Annotated in this window: 23 protein-coding genes, 1 tRNA gene and 1 other RNA gene; 3 read left to right on the plus strand and 22 right to left on the minus strand. The window is 52.8% G+C overall.

What is annotated here, in order from left to right; translation table 11 throughout:
• Positions 1 to 119: 119 nt before the first annotated feature.
• The 18 genes from L971_RS03725 to L971_RS03805 all read right to left on the minus strand — a co-directional run bounded on the left by L971_RS03725 (position 120) and on the right by L971_RS03805 (position 18,456).
• Positions 120 to 275, minus strand: a complete 156-nt coding sequence (locus L971_RS03725) for a hypothetical protein (protein WP_024370407.1) — start codon at positions 273 to 275, stop codon at positions 120 to 122.
• A gap of 127 nt (positions 276 to 402) precedes the next feature.
• Positions 403 to 758, minus strand: a transfer-messenger RNA (tmRNA) gene (gene ssrA, locus L971_RS14915).
• A gap of 49 nt (positions 759 to 807) precedes the next feature.
• Positions 808 to 1,278 carry an SsrA-binding protein SmpB gene (smpB, locus tag L971_RS03730; RefSeq protein WP_029334607.1) on the minus strand — a complete coding sequence of 157 codons (471 nt, stop codon included), beginning with the start codon at positions 1,276 to 1,278 and terminating at the stop codon, positions 808 to 810.
• Positions 1,279 to 1,327: 49 nt separating this feature from the next.
• The gene (rnr, locus tag L971_RS03735; protein ID WP_047374371.1) at positions 1,328 to 3,736 is read right to left on the minus strand and encodes a ribonuclease R; all 2,409 of its coding nucleotides are present in this window, start codon (positions 3,734 to 3,736) and stop codon (positions 1,328 to 1,330) included.
• Between the two features lie 16 nt (positions 3,737 to 3,752).
• Complete coding sequence (locus L971_RS03740) at positions 3,753 to 4,493, minus strand: carboxylesterase (protein WP_024370410.1); 741 nt, start codon at positions 4,491 to 4,493, stop codon at positions 3,753 to 3,755.
• A 102-nt stretch (positions 4,494 to 4,595) separates the two neighbouring features.
• Positions 4,596 to 4,820 (minus strand): preprotein translocase subunit SecG, encoded by a 225-nt coding sequence (gene secG, locus L971_RS03745; RefSeq protein ID WP_012726902.1) that lies wholly within the window; start codon positions 4,818 to 4,820, stop codon positions 4,596 to 4,598.
• Between the two features lie 73 nt (positions 4,821 to 4,893).
• Entirely contained in the window at positions 4,894 to 5,781 is an 888-nt protein-coding gene (locus L971_RS03750) for a YitT family protein (protein WP_052200256.1), read from the minus strand.
• Between the two features lie 54 nt (positions 5,782 to 5,835).
• On the minus strand, positions 5,836 to 7,167 hold the full coding sequence (locus L971_RS03755) for a glycosyltransferase (RefSeq protein WP_047374376.1): 1,332 nt from the start codon (positions 7,165 to 7,167) through the stop codon (positions 5,836 to 5,838).
• Positions 7,164 to 8,372, minus strand: coding sequence for a glycosyltransferase family 4 protein (locus tag L971_RS03760; protein ID WP_034799383.1), 1,209 nt, complete (start codon positions 8,370 to 8,372; stop codon positions 7,164 to 7,166). The genes L971_RS03755 and L971_RS03760 overlap by 4 nt, the downstream gene beginning before the upstream one ends.
• Before the next feature lie 21 nt (positions 8,373 to 8,393).
• A complete protein-coding gene (gene galU, locus L971_RS03765) occupies positions 8,394 to 9,275 on the minus strand; it encodes a UTP--glucose-1-phosphate uridylyltransferase GalU (protein WP_047374378.1) in 882 nt (293 codons plus the stop codon).
• Positions 9,276 to 9,934: 659 nt separating this feature from the next.
• Complete coding sequence (gene eno / locus L971_RS15135) at positions 9,935 to 11,227, minus strand: phosphopyruvate hydratase (RefSeq protein ID WP_024370414.1); 1,293 nt, start codon at positions 11,225 to 11,227, stop codon at positions 9,935 to 9,937.
• A 27-nt stretch (positions 11,228 to 11,254) separates the two neighbouring features.
• Complete coding sequence (gene gpmI, locus L971_RS15140) at positions 11,255 to 12,796, minus strand: 2,3-bisphosphoglycerate-independent phosphoglycerate mutase (protein WP_047374380.1); 1,542 nt, start codon at positions 12,794 to 12,796, stop codon at positions 11,255 to 11,257.
• Positions 12,797 to 13,549: a triose-phosphate isomerase gene (gene tpiA / locus L971_RS03780; protein WP_024370416.1), complete on the minus strand. Its 753-nt coding sequence runs from the start codon at positions 13,547 to 13,549 to the stop codon at positions 12,797 to 12,799.
• Between the two features lie 18 nt (positions 13,550 to 13,567).
• On the minus strand, positions 13,568 to 14,752 hold the full coding sequence (gene pgk / locus L971_RS03785) for a phosphoglycerate kinase (protein WP_029334599.1): 1,185 nt from the start codon (positions 14,750 to 14,752) through the stop codon (positions 13,568 to 13,570).
• 98 nt (positions 14,753 to 14,850) lie between these two features.
• Complete coding sequence (gap, locus tag L971_RS03790) at positions 14,851 to 15,858, minus strand: type I glyceraldehyde-3-phosphate dehydrogenase (protein ID WP_024370418.1); 1,008 nt, start codon at positions 15,856 to 15,858, stop codon at positions 14,851 to 14,853.
• A 59-nt stretch (positions 15,859 to 15,917) separates the two neighbouring features.
• A complete protein-coding gene (locus tag L971_RS03795; protein ID WP_081648567.1) occupies positions 15,918 to 16,946 on the minus strand; it encodes a sugar-binding transcriptional regulator in 1,029 nt (342 codons plus the stop codon).
• Between the two features lie 110 nt (positions 16,947 to 17,056).
• The gene (locus L971_RS03800) at positions 17,057 to 17,314 is read right to left on the minus strand and encodes a glutaredoxin family protein (protein WP_029334598.1); all 258 of its coding nucleotides are present in this window, start codon (positions 17,312 to 17,314) and stop codon (positions 17,057 to 17,059) included.
• Complete coding sequence (locus tag L971_RS03805; protein ID WP_047374381.1) at positions 17,311 to 18,456, minus strand: Fis family transcriptional regulator; 1,146 nt, start codon at positions 18,454 to 18,456, stop codon at positions 17,311 to 17,313. Before L971_RS03805 ends, L971_RS03800 begins: the two co-directional genes overlap by 4 nt.
• A 122-nt stretch (positions 18,457 to 18,578) precedes the next feature.
• On the opposite strand from L971_RS03805, the gene L971_RS03810 reads away from it, so the two are divergent.
• From L971_RS03810 to L971_RS03820, 3 genes are all read left to right on the plus strand, one after another.
• Positions 18,579 to 18,651, plus strand: a tRNA-Arg gene (locus L971_RS03810).
• Between the two features lie 153 nt (positions 18,652 to 18,804).
• Entirely contained in the window at positions 18,805 to 19,380 is a 576-nt protein-coding gene (gene clpP, locus L971_RS03815) for an ATP-dependent Clp endopeptidase proteolytic subunit ClpP (RefSeq protein WP_024370422.1), read from the plus strand.
• A gap of 154 nt (positions 19,381 to 19,534) precedes the next feature.
• On the plus strand, positions 19,535 to 22,327 hold the full coding sequence (locus tag L971_RS03820; RefSeq protein ID WP_024370423.1) for a bifunctional diguanylate cyclase/phosphodiesterase: 2,793 nt from the start codon (positions 19,535 to 19,537) through the stop codon (positions 22,325 to 22,327).
• Between the two features lie 37 nt (positions 22,328 to 22,364).
• Here L971_RS03820 and L971_RS03825 read toward each other — a convergent pair whose 3' ends face one another.
• The 4 genes from L971_RS03825 to whiA all read right to left on the minus strand — a co-directional run bounded on the left by L971_RS03825 (position 22,365) and on the right by whiA (position 24,760).
• Positions 22,365 to 22,796 carry a hypothetical protein gene (locus L971_RS03825; protein WP_047374383.1) on the minus strand — a complete coding sequence of 144 codons (432 nt, stop codon included), beginning with the start codon at positions 22,794 to 22,796 and terminating at the stop codon, positions 22,365 to 22,367.
• Between the two features lie 70 nt (positions 22,797 to 22,866).
• Positions 22,867 to 23,391: a DUF2179 domain-containing protein gene (locus tag L971_RS03830; protein ID WP_024370425.1), complete on the minus strand. Its 525-nt coding sequence runs from the start codon at positions 23,389 to 23,391 to the stop codon at positions 22,867 to 22,869.
• Between the two features lie 92 nt (positions 23,392 to 23,483).
• Complete coding sequence (locus L971_RS03835) at positions 23,484 to 23,720, minus strand: hypothetical protein (protein ID WP_024370426.1); 237 nt, start codon at positions 23,718 to 23,720, stop codon at positions 23,484 to 23,486.
• 86 nt (positions 23,721 to 23,806) lie between these two features.
• Positions 23,807 to 24,760 (minus strand): DNA-binding protein WhiA, encoded by a 954-nt coding sequence (gene whiA, locus L971_RS03840; RefSeq protein ID WP_024370427.1) that lies wholly within the window; start codon positions 24,758 to 24,760, stop codon positions 23,807 to 23,809.
• Between the last annotated feature and the right edge of the window lie 30 nt (positions 24,761 to 24,790).

Below are 24,790 nucleotides of genomic sequence, written 5' to 3' on the forward strand. Positions count from 1 at the left end.
TGGATGAGCACTATTTATTAAGTGTCTTCATTCAGGGTTCAGTTCAAATTACGCACAGGTGACCCTTCTCTATCCTAAATTCTTAGAGCAGAACACTTGAAATCAGCTAAGCTGTCTGATCATTCACCAGATTGCTTCTTTTCATTTTTCTTCTGCAAATACGCTTCTCGAAGCTGATTAAGCTTCTCTTTTTTATTCGACACAGCTGGTTTTTTACCGTCTTGATACTTGGCAGCAGCCACTTTACTTTTATTATCTAATTGATATTTACCCATTCTCTTCACCTGCTTTCATTTCATTGTGATTGACTTGCTCCATGAAATTCAAAAGACCTTCTAATTTCAATGAAATTAGAAGGTCTTCATTAAAAATCATTGATCACAGTCACTATAGACTGCTTAAAAATGGAGACGGCGGGAGTCGAACCCGCGTCCGAAGGCATCGTAACGCATGCTTCTACGTGTGTAGTTTATCTATTGGATCTCGATGTGACACTGCCGATAAACAGGCGTTGTCGCATCCAGTCTGATTCATCTCTTCTTCGCGCCCTCAGACGGCGAGGTTGAAGCGTAGCTTGCTTAGTTTGAGACCCTGATAATCATCCACACAAGCGATGGATGTCAGGATCCGCAGGGCACTTAGGCTGCTGCGAGTTGTGTGTTAGTTTTGCCAGTTATAGGCGTTTGCGTTTTTACGAGGCCGACCCCTCGACACGCCACATACGACCGACCTACCCCCGTCGAATCCATAACGTCCCCGAGGTGGTAATTGGTACTATCACTACTATACCACAATCAGGTCTCGCTGTCAGTATTTTTGCCGGTCCCGGAGTGCACGGTCGACGTCGCGCTTCGCGTCTTTTTTCTTCAAGTCGTCGCGTTTGTCGTACTTCTTCTTCCCGCGGCCGATTCCGAGGAGACATTTCGCGAATCCGTTTTTAATATACACTTTGAGCGGGATGATCGTGTAACCGTCCCGGCCTTGTGCACCGATGAGCTGGTTAATCTGCTTCTTATGCAACAATAGCTTTCGAACACGGAGTGGCTCGTGGTTGAACCGGTTCCCTTGCTCGAACGGGCTGATGTGACAGTTATGAAGCGTCGCCTCGCCGCCGTCAAAACGGACGTAGGCGTCAGCGATATTGATCTTTGACTGGCGTACCGATTTGATCTCGGTACCCGTCAACACCATGCCGGCCTCAATCGTGTCTTCGATTGCGTAATCGAAAGACGCTTTTCGGTTTTGGGCGAGCACGTTCGAATCTTTCTTCTTGGCCATACACCTTCAGTCCTTTACCTCAATATAGAGGAGGGGTCGCCCCCTCCTGTTAACGACGCTTTTTCGCTCCGCGTTTCGCGTCGCCTGTTCGTTTTTGTTTATCTTTCTTCTTCAAGTCGAGTGCCGAACGGCCTTGTGACGGCTTGTCCTTCGGCTTCTCACCTGGCTTGGCTGCTGGTTTGCCGGGTTTACTGCCCGGTTTCCCTGGCTTGCCACGCTTCGGACGTTTGTCGTCACGGCCACGGCCCCCGCGCTTGTCGTCTTTCTTCGGACGGCCTTCCGTCGCTTTGATCGTCGTTGGTTGACGACGGCGCGACTGTTCACGCTTCGGCATGCCGACGATCGTGAAGTCGATCGTCCGCTCATCAAGGTTGACGGCGTCGACTTTGACGCGCACCGAGTCCCCGATACGGAACTGACGTTTCGTCCGTTCGCCGAGGAGCATGAGCTGCGACTCGTCGAAGTGGTAATAGTCATCCATCGATTGGAGACGAACGAGCCCTTCGATCGTGTTCGGGAGCTCGATGAACATCCCGAAGTTCGTGACGCCGCTGACGACACCGTCGAACTCTTCACCGATACGTGACTCCATGTACTCGGCTTTCTTGAGCGCTTGTGTCTCACGCTCGGCATCGACCGAACGACGCTCGCGTTTCGACGCTTGTTCGGCGATCGGGCCGAGACGGTCCTCGTACTTCGCGATCGTCTTCTCTGACAAGTCTTGATTAAACGCGTACGTCCGCATGAGACGGTGGACGATCAAGTCCGGGTAACGACGGATCGGTGACGTGAAGTGCGTATAGAAGTCCGTCGCGAGACCGAAGTGGCCGAGCGAGACGTCGTCGTACTTCGCCTGTTGCATCGAGCGGAGCATGATCGTGCTGATGACCGCTTCTTCCGGCTCCCCTTCGATCGCTTTCAAAATCTTTTGCAGCGTCTTCGGTTCGACCGTCTGGCCTTTGAACCGTTCGATATGCACACCGAAGTTGGCGACGAAGTCGAAGAAGAAGTCGAGCTTATCCGACTTCGGATTGTCGTGGACACGGTAGATGAACGGGACGTCCATCTTGTGGAAATGTTCCGCGACCGTCTCGTTCGCTGCGAGCATGAACTCCTCGATCAACTTCTCGGCGACCGAACGCGGACGGAGGACGATGTCGGCCGGTTTGCCTTCTTCGTCGACGACGACTTTCGCCTCGGCGAAGTCGAAGTTGATCGCACCGCGCGAACCGCGGCGCTTGCGGAGCACCTCGGCGAGTTCGGCCATCAAGTCGAATTCTCCGATATACGGTTCGTAGCGTTTGAGCGTCTCTTCGTCGTCGCGCTCGATAATCTCACGGACGTTCGTGTACGTCATCCGTTCCGTCGTCTTGATGACACTCGGGAACAGTTCCGAACTTACGACTTTCCCGTTTTGCGGGGAAATCTCCATGACACAGCTTAGCGTCAGGCGGTTGACGTGCGGGTTGAGAGAACAGATCCCGTTCGAGAGACGGTGCGGCAGCATCGGGATAACACGGTCGACGAGATACACACTCGTGCCGCGCTCGAACGCCTCGACGTCGAGTGGCGAGCCTTCCCGCACGTAATGCGAGACGTCGGCGATATGGACGCCGAGCTCATAGTTGCCGTTGTTCAGCTTCTTGACGTGGACGGCATCGTCCAAGTCTTTCGCGTCTTCGCCATCAATCGTGAAGATCGTCTCATTACGAAGGTCGACGCGGCCGATGAAGTCTTTCTCGTCCGCCTCGTCCGGCACGGCGTTCGCCTGCTCGATGACGTCCTCTGGGAACTCGGTCGGGATCCCGTGCTTGTAGACGATCGACAAGATGTCGACGCCCGGGTCGTTTTTATGTCCGATGATGCGGACGACGTCACACGCACCGGCGAAGCGTCCGTCGGGATACTTCGTGATGCGGACGACGACTTTATGGCCATCGACGGCACCGAGCGAGTTGCCCGGGTTGACGACCGGCCAGAAGTTGATGCGCTTGTCGTCCGGCTCGATGAAGGCGAACTGGTCGAGACGACCGCTCGGGAGCGTATACGTCCCGACGAATTCAGACAAGCCCCGCTTCAATACTTTGAGCAGGACGCCTTCGGTCTTGCCACGGTTGTCCTCGCGTTTTTTGACGAGGATCGTGTCGCCGTGATAGACGTCTTTCAATTGGTCCGGTGGCAAGAACACATCTTCTTTCTCGCCTTCGACCGATAAGAAGCCGAAGCCGCGCTGATGGATCGAGATGATCCCGGCAGCTTGGCCGAGCACGGCGAGCGTCCCGTAACGGTTCGTCCGCGTCCGGCCGATCAAGCCTTCCGCTTCTAGTTCGTTCAATGTACGGATGAGCTCTTTAAAGGCATCCGTCGACTCGAGCGCTAATCGCTCGGTCAATTGGTCGACAGTGAGCGCTTTGTCGCTCGACTGTATGATTTCTAATAGTTGGTCACGTAAATTCAACGTGACACCTCCTTTTTCACACTGACCAGTCTAACGTTTCGAGAAAATCGAGCACGTCCTGGTGCAGTTTCTCTTTTTCTTTGTCGAGGGTGATCACGTGTCCCGACTGTTCATACATGAGCAGTTCTTTTTGGAACGCGTTGATCGCCTCGTAAATCTCGTGTGCAGATTGAGGATCAACCATGCGATCTTTCGCCCCTTGGACGACGAGCGCTGGAACGAAGATATCTTCTAGTTTCGTTGTCGTCTCGCGGACGAACGCACGAAGGTCTTTGAGCGTCGGCATCGGCTTGAATTCTGCCATCTCTTGCTCGATTTGCTCAGGTGTCTTATCTTCTCTTGATTTATATTCTCGGGCGTACGCCTGGACTCCTTTATAGAGGCGGTCCTCGGCGTCGATTCCCGTCGGTGCGCACATCGGGATGACCCCTTTGACACTTTTCTCTGAGGCGAGGCGAAGCGACATGACGCCGCCGAGCGAGAGGCCACAGACGGCAATCTCGTCATACCCTTTGTCTTTTAACGCTTCATACGCGTCTTGCACGTCTTGCCACCAGTCGGCTGGTCCGAACTGAAGCAATTCTTCCGGTGGGACGCCATGTCCCCGATACTGGGGTCCCATGCAAGTGTAGCCTTCTTTTTGTAGGAAACGGCCGAGCATACGGACGTCCGCGCTCGATCCGGTAAAGCCATGTAACATCAACACGGCACGTGGTCCGCCTTCAAAGAAAAACGGTTTCGGTGCAGTCACTTTCATCGTTCAAGTCATCTCCTCGTACATTCCATTATTCCCAAAAAAAATTGTAAAAAAACAAAAGCTGACCGCCTCACGTAAAAATCGAGAACGATCAGCCTTTCATCATAATGATGCGACTAGTAATCCTAAAATGAAAAACAACGTGCCTAGTACAGCTGCAGTTCGGTTCAAAACAGCGTCGAAGCCGCGCGCTTTCTGGCGGCCGAACAACTGCTCCGCGCCACCTGCAATCGCCCCAAGACCTTGCGACCGACCTGACATGAGCAGTACGACGACAATCAATAAGACAGCCACGACGAGTAGGCTGATTGTAGCGATCGTTTGCATAGTAGTCAGTTCCTCCTTCTTTTTACACGCCTTTTATTATATAGAAGTTGACGTCAAAACACCAGCTTTCTAATTATCGGGACGGGTAGCTGAACCCTTCCCCGATGACCTCTTTCACTTGGTGAATGACGACGAAGGCACGCGGATCGGTCACTTCGACAATTTTCTTGAGCGGCCCGACTTGGCGCTTGTCGACAATCATATAGAGCATGTTCTTATCCTGCTTCGTATAGTAGCCATGCCCGTGGATGATCGTCGCCGAACGGCCGAGCGTCTCGGTCAAGACGACGGCGAGCTCTTCTTGTTTGTCACTGATGATCGTGACGGCTTTACGGATGTTCAAACCTTCGGCGACGAGGTCGATGACCCAAGAGCCGATGATGATGGCGATGAGCGTATAGAGGACGACTTGCTCGCCGAGGAAAATACCTGACATCCCGACGACGATCGCATCGATGATGAACATCGACACGGCGACGCTCAAGTGGAGATACCGCTCCATGAGCCGGGCGATGATGACACCGCCCCCGGTCGTTCCGCCGACGCGGAGCACCATGCCGATGCCGACACCGATCATGATCCCGGCGTAAATGGCCGCGAGCAACTTGTCTTCGGACGGGCTGCCCCAGCTATGGGTGACGCTCAGGAAAAATGATGTCGCGACGACCGCGACGACGGAGTACACCATCGTCCGGCGGTCGAGTAGCTTATACCCGATGATGAACAAAATTCCGTTCCCGATAATCGACGTGACGCCGAGATCCCATTCGAACAAATAGAACAAGATGATCGTCACCCCGAGCAGACCCCCTTCTGAGAAGTCGTTCGGGACGGTAAAGTAGTTCACCCCGAAAGCGAGGATGAACGAACCGGCGATAATCCAGGCGATATCCTTCACGGAGATCGATTGGAGTTTTTTCCATACTTGTTGACGCAATAGATGTTGTTGTTGACGTTTCATAAGTTCTCCCCCTTCCACAGAAAAAAGACCGCGGCCAAAACCGCAGTCTTCTCGTTATGCTGGTTTTGGCGCACCGTCTTTCATAATCGGCAACTTGCGGTCTGCGACGTTTGCGTAGACGGACAAGAGTGCCTCTTTTTCCAAATCCCAATTATATTGTTCCCGTGCCGTCTTCGTGTTCTCTTTCACACGGGCGTAGAGCGCCTCGTCTTCAAGCAAACGGTTGACGCCTTCGGCGATCGATTGTGGGTCGTGCGAGTCGACGACGACACCGACGTCATTCCCGGCGACGACACGTTCGATTTCCGGGAAGTCGCATGACACGACCGGCACTTCGGCCATCAAATATTCGAACAGCTTGTTCGATGACGCCGAATAGTGGTTGAAGCAGACGTTGTTCAACACTTGGAAGCCAAGATACGCGTTCATCGTATAGTACGGTAACGCCTCGACCGGCACTTTGTCAATCATCTTGACGCGGTCGCTGACACCTTCGTCCTCGATCATCTGCTTGATTGTCGGCTTCAGTTTCCCGTCCCCGATCATGACGAGCGTGCCTTCCTTGAAGTCTTTCGCCGCAAGGATGAGCTGTTCGAGACCGCGACCGGCTTGAATGCCGCCTTGGTACAACAAGATCTTCTCATCGCTTGGCAAGTCGAGGAGCGCATGCAAGTCTTTCCGGAGCGAGAAGTCGAGCGGACGATAGAACGGATAGTTGTGGAGCACGTACGGATAGAAGCCGTACAACTTCTCGTTGTGCGCCGCACGCGTATGGTTCTCGACCATCATCGTGTCGACGTACGGCAAGAGCCAGCCTTCAAGGTTACTTTGGATGTAGCCGTAGCCGGTCCGGTCCGTCTGGACTTCGTGCGAGTCGTAGACGATCTTGCCTTTGTTGACGAGCTTCCCGGCGATGAGTGCCTGCGGGAGCGTGTTCAAGTCGTTGGCGTGGTAGAAATCATACGATTTCTTCGTCGAAGCGAACACCATCTCGAGCATCGCGCTCAAGTTGACGATGTTTTTCCGGACCGGTGGGAGCAGAATCGCCCCAGCCGCGGCACCGAGCCCGATCATCGTCAGCGGGGCGAGGACGAACAGGCCGGCACCGACGAGACCGGCCCCGATTTTACGTGTCTTCTTCTCAGATACCCACGTCCGTACCGATTTGAGCGCCTTCATCCCGTTGACGAGGAGTGACGGTTGGCGTTTCACGCGGATGACGCGGAATCCTTCCGGACGCATCTCTTCAGCCGGGAGCTCCTTGTTTTTCGGATCTTGCAGGGCGATCAGATCGACCTCATACCCTGCCTCGGCGAGCGCCGAACATTCGCGAAGGACGCGGGCGTCATTCGTGAAATGGTTCCATACAAACATACATACCTTCATCGTGTTTCCTCCATCGTTACTTTTTCGATCACGTCTTCGAGGACGTGTATATTGTTTTCCCAACATAAGTTGTCTTTCACGTAACGGACGCCGTTCGCGCCGTACTTGTCGCGCAGCTCAGGGCGTTCGAGCAACGTCCGGAGCGAGCGTTCGATCTCATCGATGTCACGTTTGCGTGACACGTATCCGACTTCCGCCGCTTCGATGACATTCGCCGCATGGCCTGACACCGCCGCGACGATTGGTTTACCGACCGCCATGTAGTCGATCAACTTGCCCGGGATGACCGTGTCGAACACGTCTTGGTCGATTAAACTGACGAACGCGACGTCCGCGTTTTTGATCGCCTGGAACGCCTCGGTCCGCGGCATCGCCTCAAGGAAGAGGAAGTTTTTGAAACCGCGGTCTTTGATCGTCTGTTTCAGCTCGTTCTTCCGATAACCGTATCCGATCAATTTGAAATGGACGCGCGGTTCGTCGCGGAACCGCTCCGCGAGTTCAAGCAAGAGCGACACGTCTTGGGCGAGTCCCATGTTACCGGCGTATAAAATCTCCATCCGGTCATCTGCCGGGACGGTCCGTTCCAAGTTACGCTCGCTCTCGCGAATCGAGTTCGGCATATAGTGGATCATGTCGTTGTCGACGCCGCGTTGGCGAAGATAACTGCGGAATCCTTCCGAGTTGATGATGATGGCGTCAGCCGTTTTATACAGACGCTTCTCAAACAAGAACGCCGGCGTGAGCATCCAGTCGTACTTGAAGACGCCGACCCCTTTCACCGATTCGGGCCATAAGTCACGGACGTCCAAGACGAACGGCACGCCGTACTTCCGTTTCGCGTATACGCCGACGAACGCCATAAAAAAAGACGGGGTCGTCGCGAAGACGACATCCGGTTTTTTGTCGAGCGTCCGTACGGCGGCGACGCCTTTGAACATCTGTTCGAGGAACAAGGCGAGACGGCTCACCATGTTCGACGTGTGCTTCCGTTTCTTCGTGATGAGTCGCTTGATGAACGGCTGGTTGTTGAGCGCCTTGTCATTCCAGAACCGATCGTCTTGATACAAGTTGAAGTTCGGATATGACGGCGCGGCCGTGATGACCTCGACGTCATAGCCGCGTTCTTTCATGAGATGCGTAATATTTTGCATCCGGTTGCCGGCACTGCCGATCTCCGGATAATAGTTTTGACAGACCATTAACATTGTTTTCAAAAATAACACACCTTACTGTTGTTCGAGTTCGTCCACGAATCGCTTCAAGAGCGCATGGACGTTGGCTTTTAAATCTGGGTCGCACAGTGCATGGGCGATCGTCGCCTCGATGAAGCCGATCGGTTCCCCGACGTCAAAACGGCGCCCGGCAAACTCATAGGCGTACACCGTCTCGACCTCGTTCAGTCGCGCGATGGCGTCCGTCAGTTGAATCTCGCCCCCGGCCCCGACTTGTTGGTCCGATAACGCCTCGAAGACGTCCGGCGTCAAAATGTAGCGACCGAGGATGGCGAGGTTCGAAGGGGCCTCCTCGACCGGCGGTTTTTCAACGAATGTCCGGACCGGGATGAGCTTTCCTTCGACGGCAAGCGGGTCAATTATACCATATCGTTTCGTCATTTCATACGGGACGCGCTGCACACCGATGATCGAACGGTGATACCGTTCGTACTGCTCGATCAACTGCTGCGTCGCCGGCACGTCCGACTCGATGATGTCGTCCCCGAGCAGGACCGCGAACGGCTCGTCGCCGATGAACTTTCGGGCGCACCAAATCGCGTGGCCGAGTCCTTTCGGCTCTTGTTGGCGTATGTAATGGATGTTCGCGAGATTCGACGAGTGACGGACCGACTCGAGGAGCTCCGTCTTCCCTTTCGACTCAAGGTTTTGTTCGAGCTCGATAGCCCGGTCGAAATGGTCCTCGATCGCGCGCTTATTCTTCCCGGTCACGATGATGATGTCCTCGATGCCGGAAGCGACGGCTTCTTCCACGATGAATTGGATCGTCGGTTTGTTGACAATCGGGAGCATCTCTTTTGGCATCGCCTTCGTCGCCGGTAAGAAGCGGGTGCCGAGCCCGGCGGCCGGAATGATGGCTTTTCGTACGCGTGTCATGGACGTCTCTCCTTTTTTAGCTGCTGTATCTGATTATACCCAATTTGCCCCGATTCACGCATGTAAAAAACGGCCGTGACATGCGTCACGACCATTTCCGGTTGTCCATATACTTGTACAGGAACCAACCGCCGACACCGAGTGCAATCAGGAGTAACAGAAAACCGCTCATCATCATGACGACCGCCTCCTTTTACCTACACTATCCTATTCCCGGAATGATGGATTAACATACCTCATGTTTCTTGCTTCACCAGACGGCACACTCCTTTCCTGGGGTGATGCGGATGCCTCCGCAGCGCATTCGCGCTTGCCGGGTCATCCTTGCATCACTCTCCCCTAGGAGTCAGCCTGCCGTCTTGTTTCGTGCTCCGCCTTATATGCGACACATACGTCATCGAATAAATCATACACCCTAAAAAATAGGAGAGTGAGCGAGCGTCCACACCCGTCCAAGCGGCACCGTGACTCTTGCAGGAAAGCAATCTAACGGAGACCCCGCAAGCACGAAGTGCGAGGAGGCTCCGTGGATTGCCTGCAGAAAGCATCGGTGCCGCCAAGACGGGTTGACGACCAATCAGTCGTCCCACCGTCTGATGAACGTCTTGTCCACCCACAAAAAAACAGGCCCGCCATAAGGCGAGCCTGAAAACAATCAATTATTTTTTGAGGTTGTAGAACGACTTGATGCCGTCGTATTTCGCTACATCGCCGAGCATATCTTCGATGCGGAGAAGTTGGTTGTACTTCGCGATACGGTCTGTACGCGAGAGCGAACCAGTTTTGATTTGACCAGCGTTTGTCGCAACAGCGATGTCCGCGATTGTCGCATCTTCTGTTTCACCAGAACGGTGTGAGATAACAGCTGTGTAGCCAGCTTTTTTAGCCATTTCGATCGCGTCGAATGTTTCTGTGAGCGTACCGATTTGGTTAACTTTGATGAGGATCGAGTTCGAGATGCCTTTCTCGATACCTTCAGCCAATTTCTCAGTGTTCGTTACGAAGAGGTCATCCCCAACGAGTTGAACTTTGTGGCCGATTTTGTCAGTGAGAAGCTTGAAGCCGTCCCAGTCGTTCTCGTCGCAACCGTCTTCGATTGAGATGATTGGGTACTTGTCAACGAGCTCAGCGTAGAAGTCTACGAGCTCAGCAGTTGTCATTGACTTGCCTTCGCCAGCGAGTTCGTACTTGCCAGTCGACTTGTCATAGAACTCAGACGATGCAACGTCCATCGCGAGGTAGATGTCTTCGCCAGCTTTGTAACCAGCTTTTTCGATCGCTTCAAGGATAACTGTGATCGCTTCTTCGTTTGACTTAAGGTTTGGTGCGAAACCACCTTCGTCACCGACAGCTGTGTTGAGGCCCATACCAGAAAGAACTGATTTGAGGGCGTGGAATACTTCTGCACCCATGCGGAGCGCTTCGCGGAACGATGGCGCGCCTACAGGCATGATCATGAACTCTTGGAAGTCAACGTTGTTGTCAGCGTGCGAACCACCGTTGATGATGTTCATCATTGGAGTTGGGAGCGTCTTCGCGTTGAATCCACCGAGGTACGTGTAAAGTGGAAGGCCGAGCTCGTCTGCTGCTGCGTGTGCTGCTGCCATAGAGACACCGAGGATCGCGTTAGCGCCGAGTTTACCTTTGTTTTTCGTACCGTCGAGCTCGATCATTTTAGCGTCGAGTGCGTTTTGGTCGAAGACATCGTAGCCGATGAGTTCTGGAGCGATTGTGTCGTTTACGTTAGCAACGGCTTTAAGTACGCCTTTACCAAGGTAACGTGACTTGTCGCCATCGCGAAGTTCGACTGCTTCGTGCTCACCAGTTGATGCGCCTGATGGGACGAGGGCACGGCCGAAACCGCCATCTTCTGTGAAGACTTCTACTTCGATCGTTGGGTTACCGCGTGAATCCAAAATTTCGCGTGCGTAAATTTCTGTAATCATTGACATATTAATTCTCTCCTTTTTGGTTGGAAATTATTTTTTTGTAACGATTGACGTACCGGTCATTTCAGCCGGTTGATCCGCACCGAGAAGGTCGATCAACGTCGGCGCGAGGTCGCAAAGCGAGCCTTTTAGAACTGGTTTCAGTTCAACGCCTGACTTCGTGATGATACATGGGACAGGTTCTGTCGTATGCGCCGTCATCGGTGAGCCGTCCGGGTTCGTGACGAGGTCAGCGTTCCCGTGGTCCGCCGTGATGATCGCCGCGCCGCCTTTGGCAATGAGTGCGTCCACTACTTTACCGAGGCATTCGTCGACGACTTCGACCGCTTTTTTCGTCGGTTCGAGCATACCAGAGTGACCGACCATGTCCGGGTTCGCGTAGTTGATGATATACGCGTCGTACGTATCCGACTCGATGCGCTCCAAGAGACCTTCTGTGAGCTCGTATGCGCTCATTTCCGGTTTCAAATCGTACGTCGCGACTTTCGGCGACGGCACGAGGAAGCGATCTTCGCCTTCAAACGGTGTTTCTTGTTGTCCGTTCAAGAAGAACGTGACGTGCGGGTATTTCTCAGTTTCCGCGGCGCGGAGCTGTTTATACCCTTGCGCGGCGAGCGTTTCGCCGAGCGTGTTCTTCAAATCTTCCGGTGGGAAGACGATGTCCGTGTCGATTTCATCCGAGAACTTAGTCATCGAGACGAGCAAGATGTTGTCTGGATGTGTGTTTGAAAGTTCGAAGCCTTTGAAGCCGGTCTTCTCTTTGAACACTTTCGCAAGTTCGATCGCCCGGTCCGGACGGAAGTTGAAGAACATGATCGCGTCGTTGTCTTTGATCGTCGCGACCGGTTGACCGTCTTTCTCGATGACCGTCGGATTCACGAACTCATCCGTGAGGCCCGCTTCATACGACTGGTTCAAGACGTCGACGGCGTTCGTGCCGACTTCGCCTTCACCTTTGACGAGGACGTCGTACACTTTCACGACGCGCTCCCAACGGTTGTCGCGGTCCATGGCATAGTAACGTCCAGACACGCTAGCGACTTGACCGACACCGAGTTCAGCGAGCTTCGCTTCCGTCTGTTCGAGGAAGCTTGCACCTGATTTCGGATCACAGTCACGGCCGTCCGTGAAAGCGTGAATGTATACTTTTTCAATACCATGAAGTTTAGCGAACTCAACGACAGCGAACATGTGCTGAATGTGGGAGTGAATCCCACCGTCCGAGACGAGGCCCATGATGTGGAGGCTCGAATCGTACTTTTTCACATGTCCCGCCAAATGGTTCATCGCTTGACGGTCGAAGAAAGAACGGTCTTTGATGGCGTTATTGACGCGCGAGAGTGACTGATAGACGACTCGTCCGGCACCGATGTTCAAGTGACCGACTTCCGAGTTACCCATCTGTCCTTCCGGAAGGCCGACGTACTCGCCTTGCGCGTTGAGAAGCGTATGCGGATACGTTTCCCAGAAGCGGTCGAAGTTCGGTTTGTCCGCCGCAGCGACCGCGTTACCGAACGTCTCGTTCCGCATGCCAAAACCATCTAAGATGATGAGGGCGACTGGTCTTGCCATTTAAATCGCCTCCAACAACTTGAGGAACGAAGCAGCTTCAAGTGAAGCACCGCCGACGAGTGCGCCGTCGATGTCTTCTTGCGCCATATACTCCTTGATGTTCTCAGGTTTTACAGAACCGCCGTATTGGATGCGTACTGCAGCCGCTACGTCTTCACCGTAAAGACCTTTCACCACGTCACGAACATATTTGCATGAGCTTTGCGCATCTGCTTCGTCCGCTGATTTACCCGTACCGATCGCCCAAACTGGCTCGTAAGCGATGACGAGTTGTTTCACTTGGTCAGCTGAGAGGTCCGCGAGGCCACCTTCGACTTGCGTCTTGATGACTTCTTCGAACTTGCCGCCTTCGCGTTCCTCGAGTGTTTCACCGACACAAACGATTGGCGTAAGACCGTGTTCGAACGCTTTTTTCGTTTTGCTGTTGATGAACGCATCCGACTCGCCGAAGTATTCACGGCGCTCTGAGTGTCCAAGGATGACGTACGTCACGCCGAGGTCAGCGATCATGGCCGGGCTCGTTTCACCTGTGTATGCCCCGCTGTCTTTGTCGTACATGTTTTGGGCACCAAGCTTCAAGTCTGACCCTTTTGCTGCTTCTACCATTGGAGCTAGGAAGACAGCTGGTGCGCCGATTGCCGCGTCAACTTTGTCTGTTGACGGGACGTTGTTTTTGACTTCCTCTACGAAAGCGACTGCTTCCGAGAGTGTTTTGTTCATTTTCCAGTTACCTGCAATAATCGGTTTACGCATCGATAACCCTCCTCTATTTTACTTGTCGTTGAGCGCCTCGACGCCTGGAAGTTTCTTGCCTTCCATGAATTCGAGTGAAGCGCCACCACCAGTTGAAATGTGGCTCATTTGATCTGCAAGGCCGAACTTGGCAGCTGCAGCAGCTGAGTCCCCACCACCGATGATTGAGTATGCGTCGCTGTCTGCGAGTGCTTGAGCGACACCTTTCGTTCCGTTCGCGTATTTATCAAGTTCGAATACGCCCATCGGTCCGTTCCATACGACAAGTTTCGATTCGCGAATTGCCTCCGCGTAAATTTCGACTGTTTTCGGTCCGATATCAAGGCCCATGTGATCCGCAGGGATCGAGTCGATATCGACTGGTCCGACGTAAGTCTCTTCGCCGAATTCTTTCGTGATGACGCAGTCGACCGGCATCAAGAATTTCACGCCTTTGTCTTCTGCTTTTTTCATGAATTGACGTGCGAGGTCGAGCTTGTCTTCCTCAAGGAGTGACGTCCCGACTTCGTGCCCGAGTGCTTTCGAGAACGTGTACGAGAGACCGCCACCGATGATGAGCGTGTCAACGATGTCAAGAAGGTGGTCGATGACCCCGATCTTGTCAGCAACTTTCGAACCGCCGATGATGGCCGTGAACGGACGATCCGGGTTCGAGAGCGCCTTGCCGAGCACTTCAAGTTCTTTCTCCATCAACAGACCGGCAACTGCCGTCTCGACGTTTTGCGCGATGCCTTCCGTCGAAGCGTGGGCACGGTGAGCCGCACCGAACGCGTCGTTGACGAAGACGTCAGCAAGCGCCGCGAAACCTTTTGCGAGTTCCGGATCGTTTTTCGTCTCACCTGGGTAGAAACGAACGTTCTCAAGCACGACGACGTCGCCTTCAGAAAGTTTCGCCACTGCTTCTTCCGCGACCGGGCCGTAAGCCTCTTCGACGAGTGGTACGTCTTTACCGAGGAGTTCCCCGAGACGTTCCGCGACCGGTGCGAGTGAGAACTCAGGGTTCTTCTCGCCTTTTGGACGGCCGAGGTGGCTCGCCAAGATGACTTTCGCGCCGCCGTCGATCAAGTGTTTGATCGTCGGGAGAGCTGCTTGGATGCGCGTCTCGTCTTGGATGACGCCATCTTTGAGTGGAACGTTGAAGTCAACGCGGCAGAAGACGCGTTTCCCTTTTACATCGATGTCACGAATAGACTTTTTGTTCATAACCTTCGCCTCCATGTGTCGTGCATTTCAATTTCATAAATAGAGCGGAGAACAATCTCTTGTTTCCGCTCCTATTTGGTTCTATTTAGTTCACGAACTTACTTCGCGATTTCAGCGAAGTGCTTGAGTGTGCGAACCAATTGTGCAGTGTAAGACATTTCGTTGTCATACCATGCAACTGTCTTAACGAGTTGCTTGTCGCCAACTGTCATGACTTTCGTTTGTGTCGCGTCGAAGAGTGAACCGTACGTGATGCCGACGATGTCAGAAGATACGATTTCGTCTTCTGTGTAGCCGTATGATTCGTTAGCTGCTGCTTTCATCGCTGCGTTGATTTCGTCAACAGAAACTGTTTTCTCAAGAACTGTTACGAGCTCTGTGAGTGAACCTGTTGCAACTGGTACACGTTGTGCCGCACCGTCAAGTTTACCTTGAAGTTCTGGGATAACGAGACCGATCGCTTTAGCCGCACCAGTTGTGTTCGGTACGATGTTCGCTGCTGCCGCACGTGCACGACGGAAGTCACCTTTCGGGTGTGGAGCGTCAAGCGTGTTTTGGTCGCCAGTGTAAGCGTGGATTGTCGTCATGAGACCTTCAACGATTCCGAACTGGTCTTGGAGAACTTTCGCCATTGGCGCCAAGCAGTTTGTCGTACATGAAGCACCTGAGATCACTGTCTCTGTACCGTCGAGGATGTCGTGGTTCGTGTTGAAGACGACAGTCTTCATGTCACCTGTAGCTGGAGCCGAGATGACAACTTTTTTCGCGCCAGCTTTCAAGTGAAGCTCCGCTTTTTCTTTGTCTGTGAAGAATCCAGTACATTCGAGAACGATGTCGACACCGAGCTCGCCCCATGGAAGTTCTTCTGGGTTGCGGTTAGCAAGTGTAACGACTTTCTCGCCGTTTACGAGGAAATGATCGTCGTGTACTTCAACGTCTCCGTCGAAACGACCTTGTGTCGTGTCATACTTGAGAAGGTGAGCAAGCATCTTCGTGTCAGTCAAGTCGTTGATTGCAACAACTTCGACTCCTTCGTTCTTGATGATCTCGCGGAATGCCAAGCGTCCGATACGTCCAAATCCGTTAATACCAACTTTTACTGCCATAGTTAATTTCCTCCTTAGGGTAGAAGCTATTTATTGAAGAGCCAACGGGGGTCAACTCTTTAATAACAAGTTAATAATTCTGTTGCCGCACCTTCGTCTGTGACGAGGATGATGTTCGGCGTGTGTTTCGCATAAGCGGCAATCGCCTGTGCCTTTGACTTTCCTCCAGCGACCGCGATGACGGTGTCCATGTTGTCGAGCTCTTCTAATTGAATGCCGACTGTCTTGACCCGATGAACGATTTCACCTTCCGCGTTGAAATAATATCCGAACGCTTCGGCGACAGCGTCGTGCCGTTCGATCATCCGCAAATGCTCCGGTGTGGCGTGACGACGTTTTGCCATCGTTTCCGCCTCACCAATTCCATGTACCACTATTCGCGCCGCTCTAATCATTTCCAGGACATTTTTTATGCTAGGTTCCTCCACCATCCGCTCGAACGTCTCTTGCGAAACCTCGTCCGGAATGTGGAGCAAATGATAGTCGGCGTGTGCCCGGTCCGCCATGCGAGAGCAGACGGTGTTCGCTTGAAGTTCAAGCGTCTCTCCGAGGCCGCCGCGTGCCGGCACGAAATGCATCGGCCGTTCTTTCTTGTCGGGCGACATCATCGCCGCGACAGATGCCATCGTCGTCCCGCCTGTGACCGCGATGATATTGTCGTCCGGTGCCAGTCTCGCTTTTAACTGCGTGACGGCGGCCCGTCCGATATCCCGCTGTACCCAGAACGTCTCGTCCGAGTCTCCCGGTACGATGACGACTTGGCGAACGCCGAGCTTTTGCTCGAGTTCTCGTGCGACTTCTGAAATCCCTAGGATCTCTCCCATGACCTCATGCAAGTCCCGAAGAACGTTTCGGCCCGATTCTGTAAGGGAAATACCTTGAGTGGCGACTGCAAGCAGACCTTGGTCTTTCAAGAAGTCGACCTCTCGCCTTAAGATGCGTTCCGTCAGCCCGAGGCTCGTGGCTAATGTCCTGCGGCCGATCGGCTGCATCAAACGGACATAGTGTAAGATGTCGTAACGATGTCGGAGCGTGTCGAGCAGGTCTGGGACGATTTGCTTCTGAACGTGAATCAGTTGCTGGATCATGCCTCATTCCCCCTCGACCTCAAGTTTGGACATTTTTTGTCCCACTTTTATTTTTACGTCCCACCGCTACGAGTTCATCTTATCAATCACTTTTCCGTCTTGCAACCCCTCTAAACGTTTTTTTTCGATGTAAGCGTATACTTAACAAAATCTTCAACTTTGCTGTCATCATATCGCCCTTGACTAATGACGGTGTTTTCGTGTACGACGACCGGGATTTCAAACATGTACTTCGCCTCTAGTCGTTCATCCTCACTAATATCGATTTGTTCGAGCTCGAACGGATAGTCTTCTTTCAGCCATTCGAGCATGACGAGCGCCTCTTCGCACAGTGAACAGTTGTCCCGCCGGTAAAGTGTCAGTTTCATTGATCGCCCTCCTTCCATAGTTGCCGTTCCCGCTCCCTCGAGTTGCCGAAACCGAGTGCTTCCCGATAATTCGCCACCGTCCGTCTCGTCACATGGTAATCTAGCCGGGCAAGTTCTTCGGTGAGCGCCTTGTCGCTGAGCGGCGCCGTCTCTTGCTGAATCAGTTCGGCGATCGCCCGCTTGATCATGAACGGCGACTGCCCTCGCTCTGTCGCCCGGACGAAAAAGTCGCGCCACGCCATCATCCCGCCTTCGGTCAACGCATACTTCCGTTGAATCGCCCGGCCGACCGTCGACTCGTGCTTCCCGATTTGTTCGGCGACTTCTTTCCGAGTGAGCGGATGTAAGGTGAGTTCCCCTTTCAACCAGTCCATTTGTCGCTCGGCGATGACGTCCCAAATCGCCCGGAGCGTCTCCGCACGCATCGTGAGCGTGTCATGCCACCATTTCGACTCGTGATCCATCTCCGTTGTGCTGTCGAGCATCGGGCTGAACCACGTCGCGGTCAGCTCCCCGTCCTTATAGACGACTTCGAGCTCCGGAAAAATCTGCTCAGTTTCTTCATATAATACCGGCGCTTTCGGCAACGTGGCGATGACCCGAGTGACGCGGTCAAACTCTGCCGGCGTAATGCCGAGTCGACCCGGGATGTCAGTGACGCCTGCCTCGATGGCCTCGAACACGTCCAACACGAGCGGATCGTCCTGCTCGATTGCGTGGCGGTATTGGCAGTCATGCTCATCTTTCGCCCCTACCCCCGTCGGTTCGAGAAACAAGAGCGCCCGGCGCGCCGACTCGATATCGATCGTTTCGACGCCGAGACGGGTCGCGAGCACCACATCCGTTTCCGGCAGCAAGCCTCGATGGTCAAGGGCGGTGACGAGTTGCCGTTGCAGTCGCTTCTCCGCTTCCGATCCGCTCCCTTCTTCAATCTGGGCGAACAGCCTTGCTTCGAAACCTGCCCCGGCCTCGGCGACCCAATCGATTGTGCCGCTCCCTGCTGCGACCTTCTCGTTGCGTGCCGACAAGCGGGCAAGCTGAAAGACGAGCGCGGCCCGGTCCGCTTCTAAAATCGGCAACCGCCGCAACATGTCTTGCGTCAGTTGCTGCCGTTGTACTTGTTGCTGTTCTTGCCGTTGCATCGGTCTTCCCCCCTCTCGCTTTCATTGTAGCCGAACCGCCCGAACGACGCTGAAAAAAAGTGACGACAACAGGATTGCTTTTTTAAAAAAACAAATGTATAATAAATCGTGTCAGAGAACATGCACCCGTAGCTCAGGGGATAGAGCACTGGTTTCCGGTGCCAGGTGTCGGGAGTTCGAATCTCTCCGGGTGTATCATATGTAAGAGGTCAGGCAATCGCCTGGCCTCTTTTTTCGTTTTAGAAACCGGGAATGGTGGAATAGGTGAAAAACGATGACTATCGTTTGACCAACATTGACTATAGCGGTATGATATGTTTACAACCTACATAAAAGGAGGCAGATTCAATGTTAATTCCAACAGTTATCGAACAAACAGGTCGCGGGGAACGCGCGTACGATATTTACTCACGCTTGCTCAAAGACCGTATCATCCTTCTCGGGAGTGCGATTGACGACAACGTCGCCAACTCGATCGTTGCCCAGCTCCTCTTCCTCGCAGCTGAGGATCCGGACAAGGACATCTCACTTTACATCAACAGCCCAGGTGGTTCGATCACTTCCGGAATGGCGATTTATGACACGATGAACTTCATCAAGCCAAACGTGTCGACGATTTGTATCGGAATGGCCGCATCGATGGGCGCCTTCTTGCTCCAAGCCGGTGAAAAAGGGAAACGCTTCGCATTGCCGAACGCGGAGATCATGATTCACCAACCGCTCGGCGGCACGCAAGGTCAAGCATCGGACATTAAAATCCATGCGGAACGGATCATCAAGATGCGTGAGAAGTTGAACCAAATCATGGCCGACAACACGGGCCAGCCGCTTGAAGTCATCGAGCGCGACACAGAGCGCGACTACTTCATGTCAGCCGACCAAGCGAAAGACTACGGTCTCATCGACAAAGTCATGACACGCTAATATTTCGACACATGTACAACTGTACATGTGTTTTTTTATGCGTTGAAATCAAATATGCCTTCCCATCATGTATTGACCCGATTTATTAAGTAGAAGTTTTATAATGTTAAAGAGTGGTGATTAAGACTTTTTGCACCATAAAGGGAGGCATATTTTGAAAAAATTCTTAAATTATGTAGCGAATTATACGACGTATTCTGTGAACGATTGGGTCCCTCTCGTTCATTACATGGAGCAATCATCAGAAGCGATTTTTATCGCAACTGCGACGTTTGAGAAGCGCTACACGAACCCCTCCTTCCGCGAGCTGTTCGATGAGACGAACGACGACTTCTTCCTCAAGTCGATGTGGGACGAGGCATGGTCGACAATTCGGGATGCCCATGCGCGTGCTTCTCAAGGAGAACGGGTAACTTCTAAGGTGACGGGGACGCTCGGACAACAAACGCATCATTTCTACATCACCTATTTCCCTGCCCCAGTCCCTACCTCCGAAAAATTCGTCATTGGGATTGTTAAACAGATGACGGATACGATTCAACTTCAGGAAGAACAGGTCCGCTTTGATTCGTATCGTCATGTGTTTGATAACATTGATGGACTCGCTTTGTTCGAGTTTAACTTAAGCAACAACGCATTCACGACGTTCGGCTCGCTCGAAGCGATGTTCGGTCTGACTGAGACCGATTTTTCAGACTATACCCCTCAGCTGTTCAAACAACTGTTGCATCCGGACGACTTGGATTTCTATTTAGCTGAACTCGGCCAACTCATGATTGACCCGAAAGCATATACTCGTGAGTCGACAGTTCGAATCTTTCATTTACAGACGGCTCAGTACCGTCCTTTTCTTGTCAGGAGCCACCTGTCAACGAATCGGAAGTTATTGACTTGCGCCGTCATCGATCAGTCACATTCCACCTTGGGTGATCAAACGACCATCGAGCAATTGAGTCAATTCGTCGAAGCCGCGATGATGGAATATGATTTTCAGTCAGAGTCATTCCGATATGTCTCTCCTGGCTTGTTCAACATGATGGGGTATATGATTGAACCGCCCGCCTTGACGCCTGAATTTTGGAGCAATTTAATCCATCCAGACGATTTCGACTTGTTACTCGCATCTCGTGAGGAGACGCTATCCGGCAAAGCCGCCACTTACGTATATCGCGTCTATGTGAAAGGTGAACTCGTTTGGGTAGAAGAACGACGCGAACCGATATTTGATGATGCGGAGTGCGTCAATGGTTATCGCTCGATGTTTAAAAACATCACCCGGCTACACGAGCAAGAAGAAAAAATCACCGAACTTCGGACGGTCGACCCAATCACCGGTGTCGCCAATCGAGAGACGTTGACGGAGCATGTCCAGGCTTTATTGACTAACGGCATTCCGGTCACGATGATCGGCGTCTCATTTAATCATCATAAAGAAGTATCCCAAACACTCGGCTTTGAGTTTGCCGACGAATGGTGTGCCGTCACTACCGCAGCCCTTCAACGACTCATCCCGGATCAAGCGATGCTCGCCCTCATCGGCGAGGATATGAATGCAATCGTCATTCCGAGTGCTTGGACAGATGAAGAGGCGCGCCAGTTCGGGAAGCGCGTGACCGAATTAGCGGACCAGTCGTTCCTCATCGGGAACTATGAGATTTTCACGACGATTTCAGTCGGCGTGTGTCGTTCACCACGGGATGGGGAGACAGCCAACGACTTAATCAAACATACAGTGCACGTCACGAACTATGCATTCGCCCAAGGCACGCCTTACGTCGAGCTCTATTCGTCAAAGGTCGATATTCCTTCGCTACGTCGCTATGAGTTGATCAATGATTTACGAACAGCCATCAAACAACATGAGTTTTATGTCGTGTATCAACCAAAAGTCGATGCCTGGTCCGGTGAAATCATCGGTGCAGAGGCGTTAATGCGTTGGACGCACCCAAAATGGGGAAGCGTTTCCCCCGCCGAGTTCATCCCTCTAATTGAACACAACAATCAATATGTCGAATTGACCGACTTTTTGATTTCTGAAGTATGCACCTTTTTAAATCGGCTGGCTGCCGACATCCCTATTTCAATCAACGTACCGGTTCAATATTTCTATCGGGACGATTATTTATCTGCCTTACGCCGGTCGGTTGAAGTGAATGGACTTAAACCGGCCTTGCTTGAAATAGAGATTCCAGAGTCGACGTTGCTCGACAATCGTTCACGTATGAAACAAGTGTTTGATGAGTTGAACACGTATGGAGTCCGCATTTCGTTTGATGACTTCGGTAAAGGATATTCTTCTTTGGCTTATGTGCAAGACTACAACGTGCAAACGATTAAAATCGACCGGCTCTTCGCACACGGGATTCATCAGAACACAAAATCGCAGGCGATTGTTCGTAGCCTCATGTTCATCGCCAAAGAGTTCAACATGCACGTCGTCGTAGAAGGCGTGGAATGTTTTCGCGATCTCGCTTGGCTACGAGAGCTCGGCGTCACGACGATTCAAGGTTTCTTGTTCAGCCGCCCTGTATCCAATCATGCGTTCATCGCCTTGATCGCACAAAAGTACTTGCATCCGACCGAGGTGCTGCCAGTCGAACAACAAACAGAACTCATTCCCGCGCAGATGTCGTTCTCAAAGATTAAGACACTCACAATCAACCTCGGTCAGGCTCCCGTGTTAATCGCGATTCGAGCACCGGGCTTATTGGCACTTTATACGCAACTATATCTACCGCCCGACGACTTTTTACGGTTCACTCTCAAGTTGCCACCGAATCAAGCTCCTGTCGGGGTGACAATCACGAACCGGGTCGAACTCTCGAACGGGCTCTATTGTTACGATGCTGTCCATCAAGACGAGACATCGATCCAACAAGCACGTGAAGACACACGCCGACGGTTTCCGAACCAGACGTGGGACGTCGTCCGCGATTGGTTCTTGTAACGCACGAAAGACGCATCGAAAAAAGATGCGTCTTTTCTTATTCCTCGACCTCGATTCCGAACACGTAACGGCTGTCGCCGTGCTGCCACTCCCCGCCGGTCTCGAACAAATAAGTACCTGGCTCCATCGGGACGACTTGTTCAGAAGCGACGAGCTCCCCGTCAATGATTCGATGGAACGTCTCCCGTTTCGGTGTCTCATGGAACGTGACGTCGATTGCAGCACCCGGTTCGACCGTGACGAGTTGCAAGTCGTCCGCCTCCGGCAAGGCGTGCTCTTCACAGACGGCCTCGTCCCCGTTCGACCAACAATACGTCGACTGTTTCACTTCGGCCGTCACCGACCCGACTGTCACCGTCGGAAGCGGCGGTTTGACGCCGGAAGACGTCTGCCAAAACGACAGACCGTACACAATTCCCCCGACGAGCAGCAACACGATCACCCAAAACCACATCGTTTTTCGTTTCATTCGTTCCACTCCTTTTCCTCTCTATTCCCGTTCCAACAAAAAAAGACCCACTTTTCGTGAGTCTCTCCCGTCATTTCGGACGTCGTAGCCCTTTCAACATATAACCGCCTTTAAAGTCGACCGGGTCGAACGCGACGAGAAACGCTTTCGGCTCGTAATGCTCGACGAGTTCGCGCAATTCTTTCATCCGCGTCCGTGCCGCCAAGACGTCCAGTCGATAGCGGACCCCGTCACGGCCTTGGCCTTGATAGTGGGTCACACCGTAGCCGCTGTCACGCATCTTTTGGATGAGCTCGGCCGGGAACTCTTGCGTGTGCACTTGGATCATGTTGTAGCCGATAGCCAGTTTCCGTTCGACGAATCCGCCGACGAGAATCCCGAGTCCGAATCCGAGCGCGTAGACGAGCATCCCGAGCGTCGTCAAATCTTGGAACACGATCCCGAGCGCGAAGATGTAGATGAGCGTCTCGAGCGTCCCGAACATCGCCGCAATGACCGTTTTCCCTTTGACGAGCATAATCGTGCGGAGCGTGAGCACCGGAACGAACAGTAGTTGTAACATTAAAATGAGCAGCAGTTGGCTCGCTTGTCCCATAAGATTGCCCTCCAATCAATTCAATATCTCCACTATTCCAAATTTCCGGGGTGGATGCAACCAAAAAAGGCTGACCGCAGTCAGCCTTTCTCTCAGTTATCTAAGTTGCGGACACTTGTGAGCAACTCATAATCCTTACGGATGACTTGATAGATTGCGTTCGTGTTGCCCGAGAGCATCTCCTCGGCCCGCAATTGGTTGAGGAAGAGGCTCGTCGCAAACGTCACGAGTGCGCTTTTTGGAATCCCGATTTCTTTTGCACGCTCAGTGATGACGCGGTCTAGCTCAGCGTCGATCGTGAGCGAAAGTCGTTTCTTATCATTCGCCATAATCATAAAGCTCCTTTAGTTCGCTTTTCAAAATCCTATACACAATTGCTAATTATATAGGAAGAATGGTTTTGACGCAACCGGCGTCACGAAGAGCTGATCTCATCGCCGTTCCGTACTTTCTCGGCAATCTGGTCGATCTTCCGGAGCCGGTGGTTGATCCCCGACTTCGAGATCGGTCCCGTCTCGAGCATTTCGCCAAGTTCCTGCAACGACACGTCTTGATGCGTGACGCGCAGCTCGGCAATCTCGCGCAGTTTCACCGGCAACACTTCGAGGCCGACCGTCCGTTCAAGATACTTGATGTTCTCGACTTGGCGGAGTGCCGCCCCGACCGTCTTGTTCAAGTTGGCGGTCTCACAGTTGACGAGCCGGTTCACCGAGTTGCGCATGTCTTTGATGATGCGCGCATCCTCGAAGTCGAGCATGCCGCGCGTCGCCCCGACGAGCTTCAAAAAGTCCGAGATCTTCTCGCTCTCTTTGATGTAGAGGATGTGCCCTTTCTTCCGTTCGAGCGTCTTCGCGTTCAAGCCGAAGCGATTCGCTAGGTCACGGAGCGCCTGGTTATGGTTCTCATACAGGCTGTACACCTCGAGGTGATACGACGACGTCTTCGGGTGATTAATCGACCCGCCGGCAAGGAAAGCACCGCGCAAGTAAGCACGGGCCAAGTTCTCCTCGCGCGTCATGTCCGAGTTGAGCGTCCGGATCATCTCGTAGTTCTCCCCGAGGATCTCAAGGTCACGCAGCATCGTCTCGGCGTGTTGCGAGACGCGGACGATGTAGACGTTATTTTTCTTCAACCGCATTTTTTTCCGGACGAACAAGTCGAGATGGTGGTCATACAGACGTTTCATGAGGGAGTAAATCCGACGGGCGATGGCCGCGTTCTCCGTCGAGACGTCGAGTGTCATCCCGCGCCCGAGTGCGAGCGAGATGACGCCGTTCATCCGGACGAGGGCGGACAGTTCCGCCTTCGCCTCGGGGTCGGTCACCTCGAATTGTGTCAGTTCTTTCTTGACGTCTGAGGCAAAGCTCATCGCGTTCCCCTCCTTTCTCTGTCTCTCATT

Source organism: Exiguobacterium sp. ZOR0005 (assembly GCF_000798975.1).
Lineage (GTDB): Bacteria > Bacillota > Bacilli > Exiguobacteriales > Exiguobacteriaceae > Exiguobacterium > Exiguobacterium aurantiacum.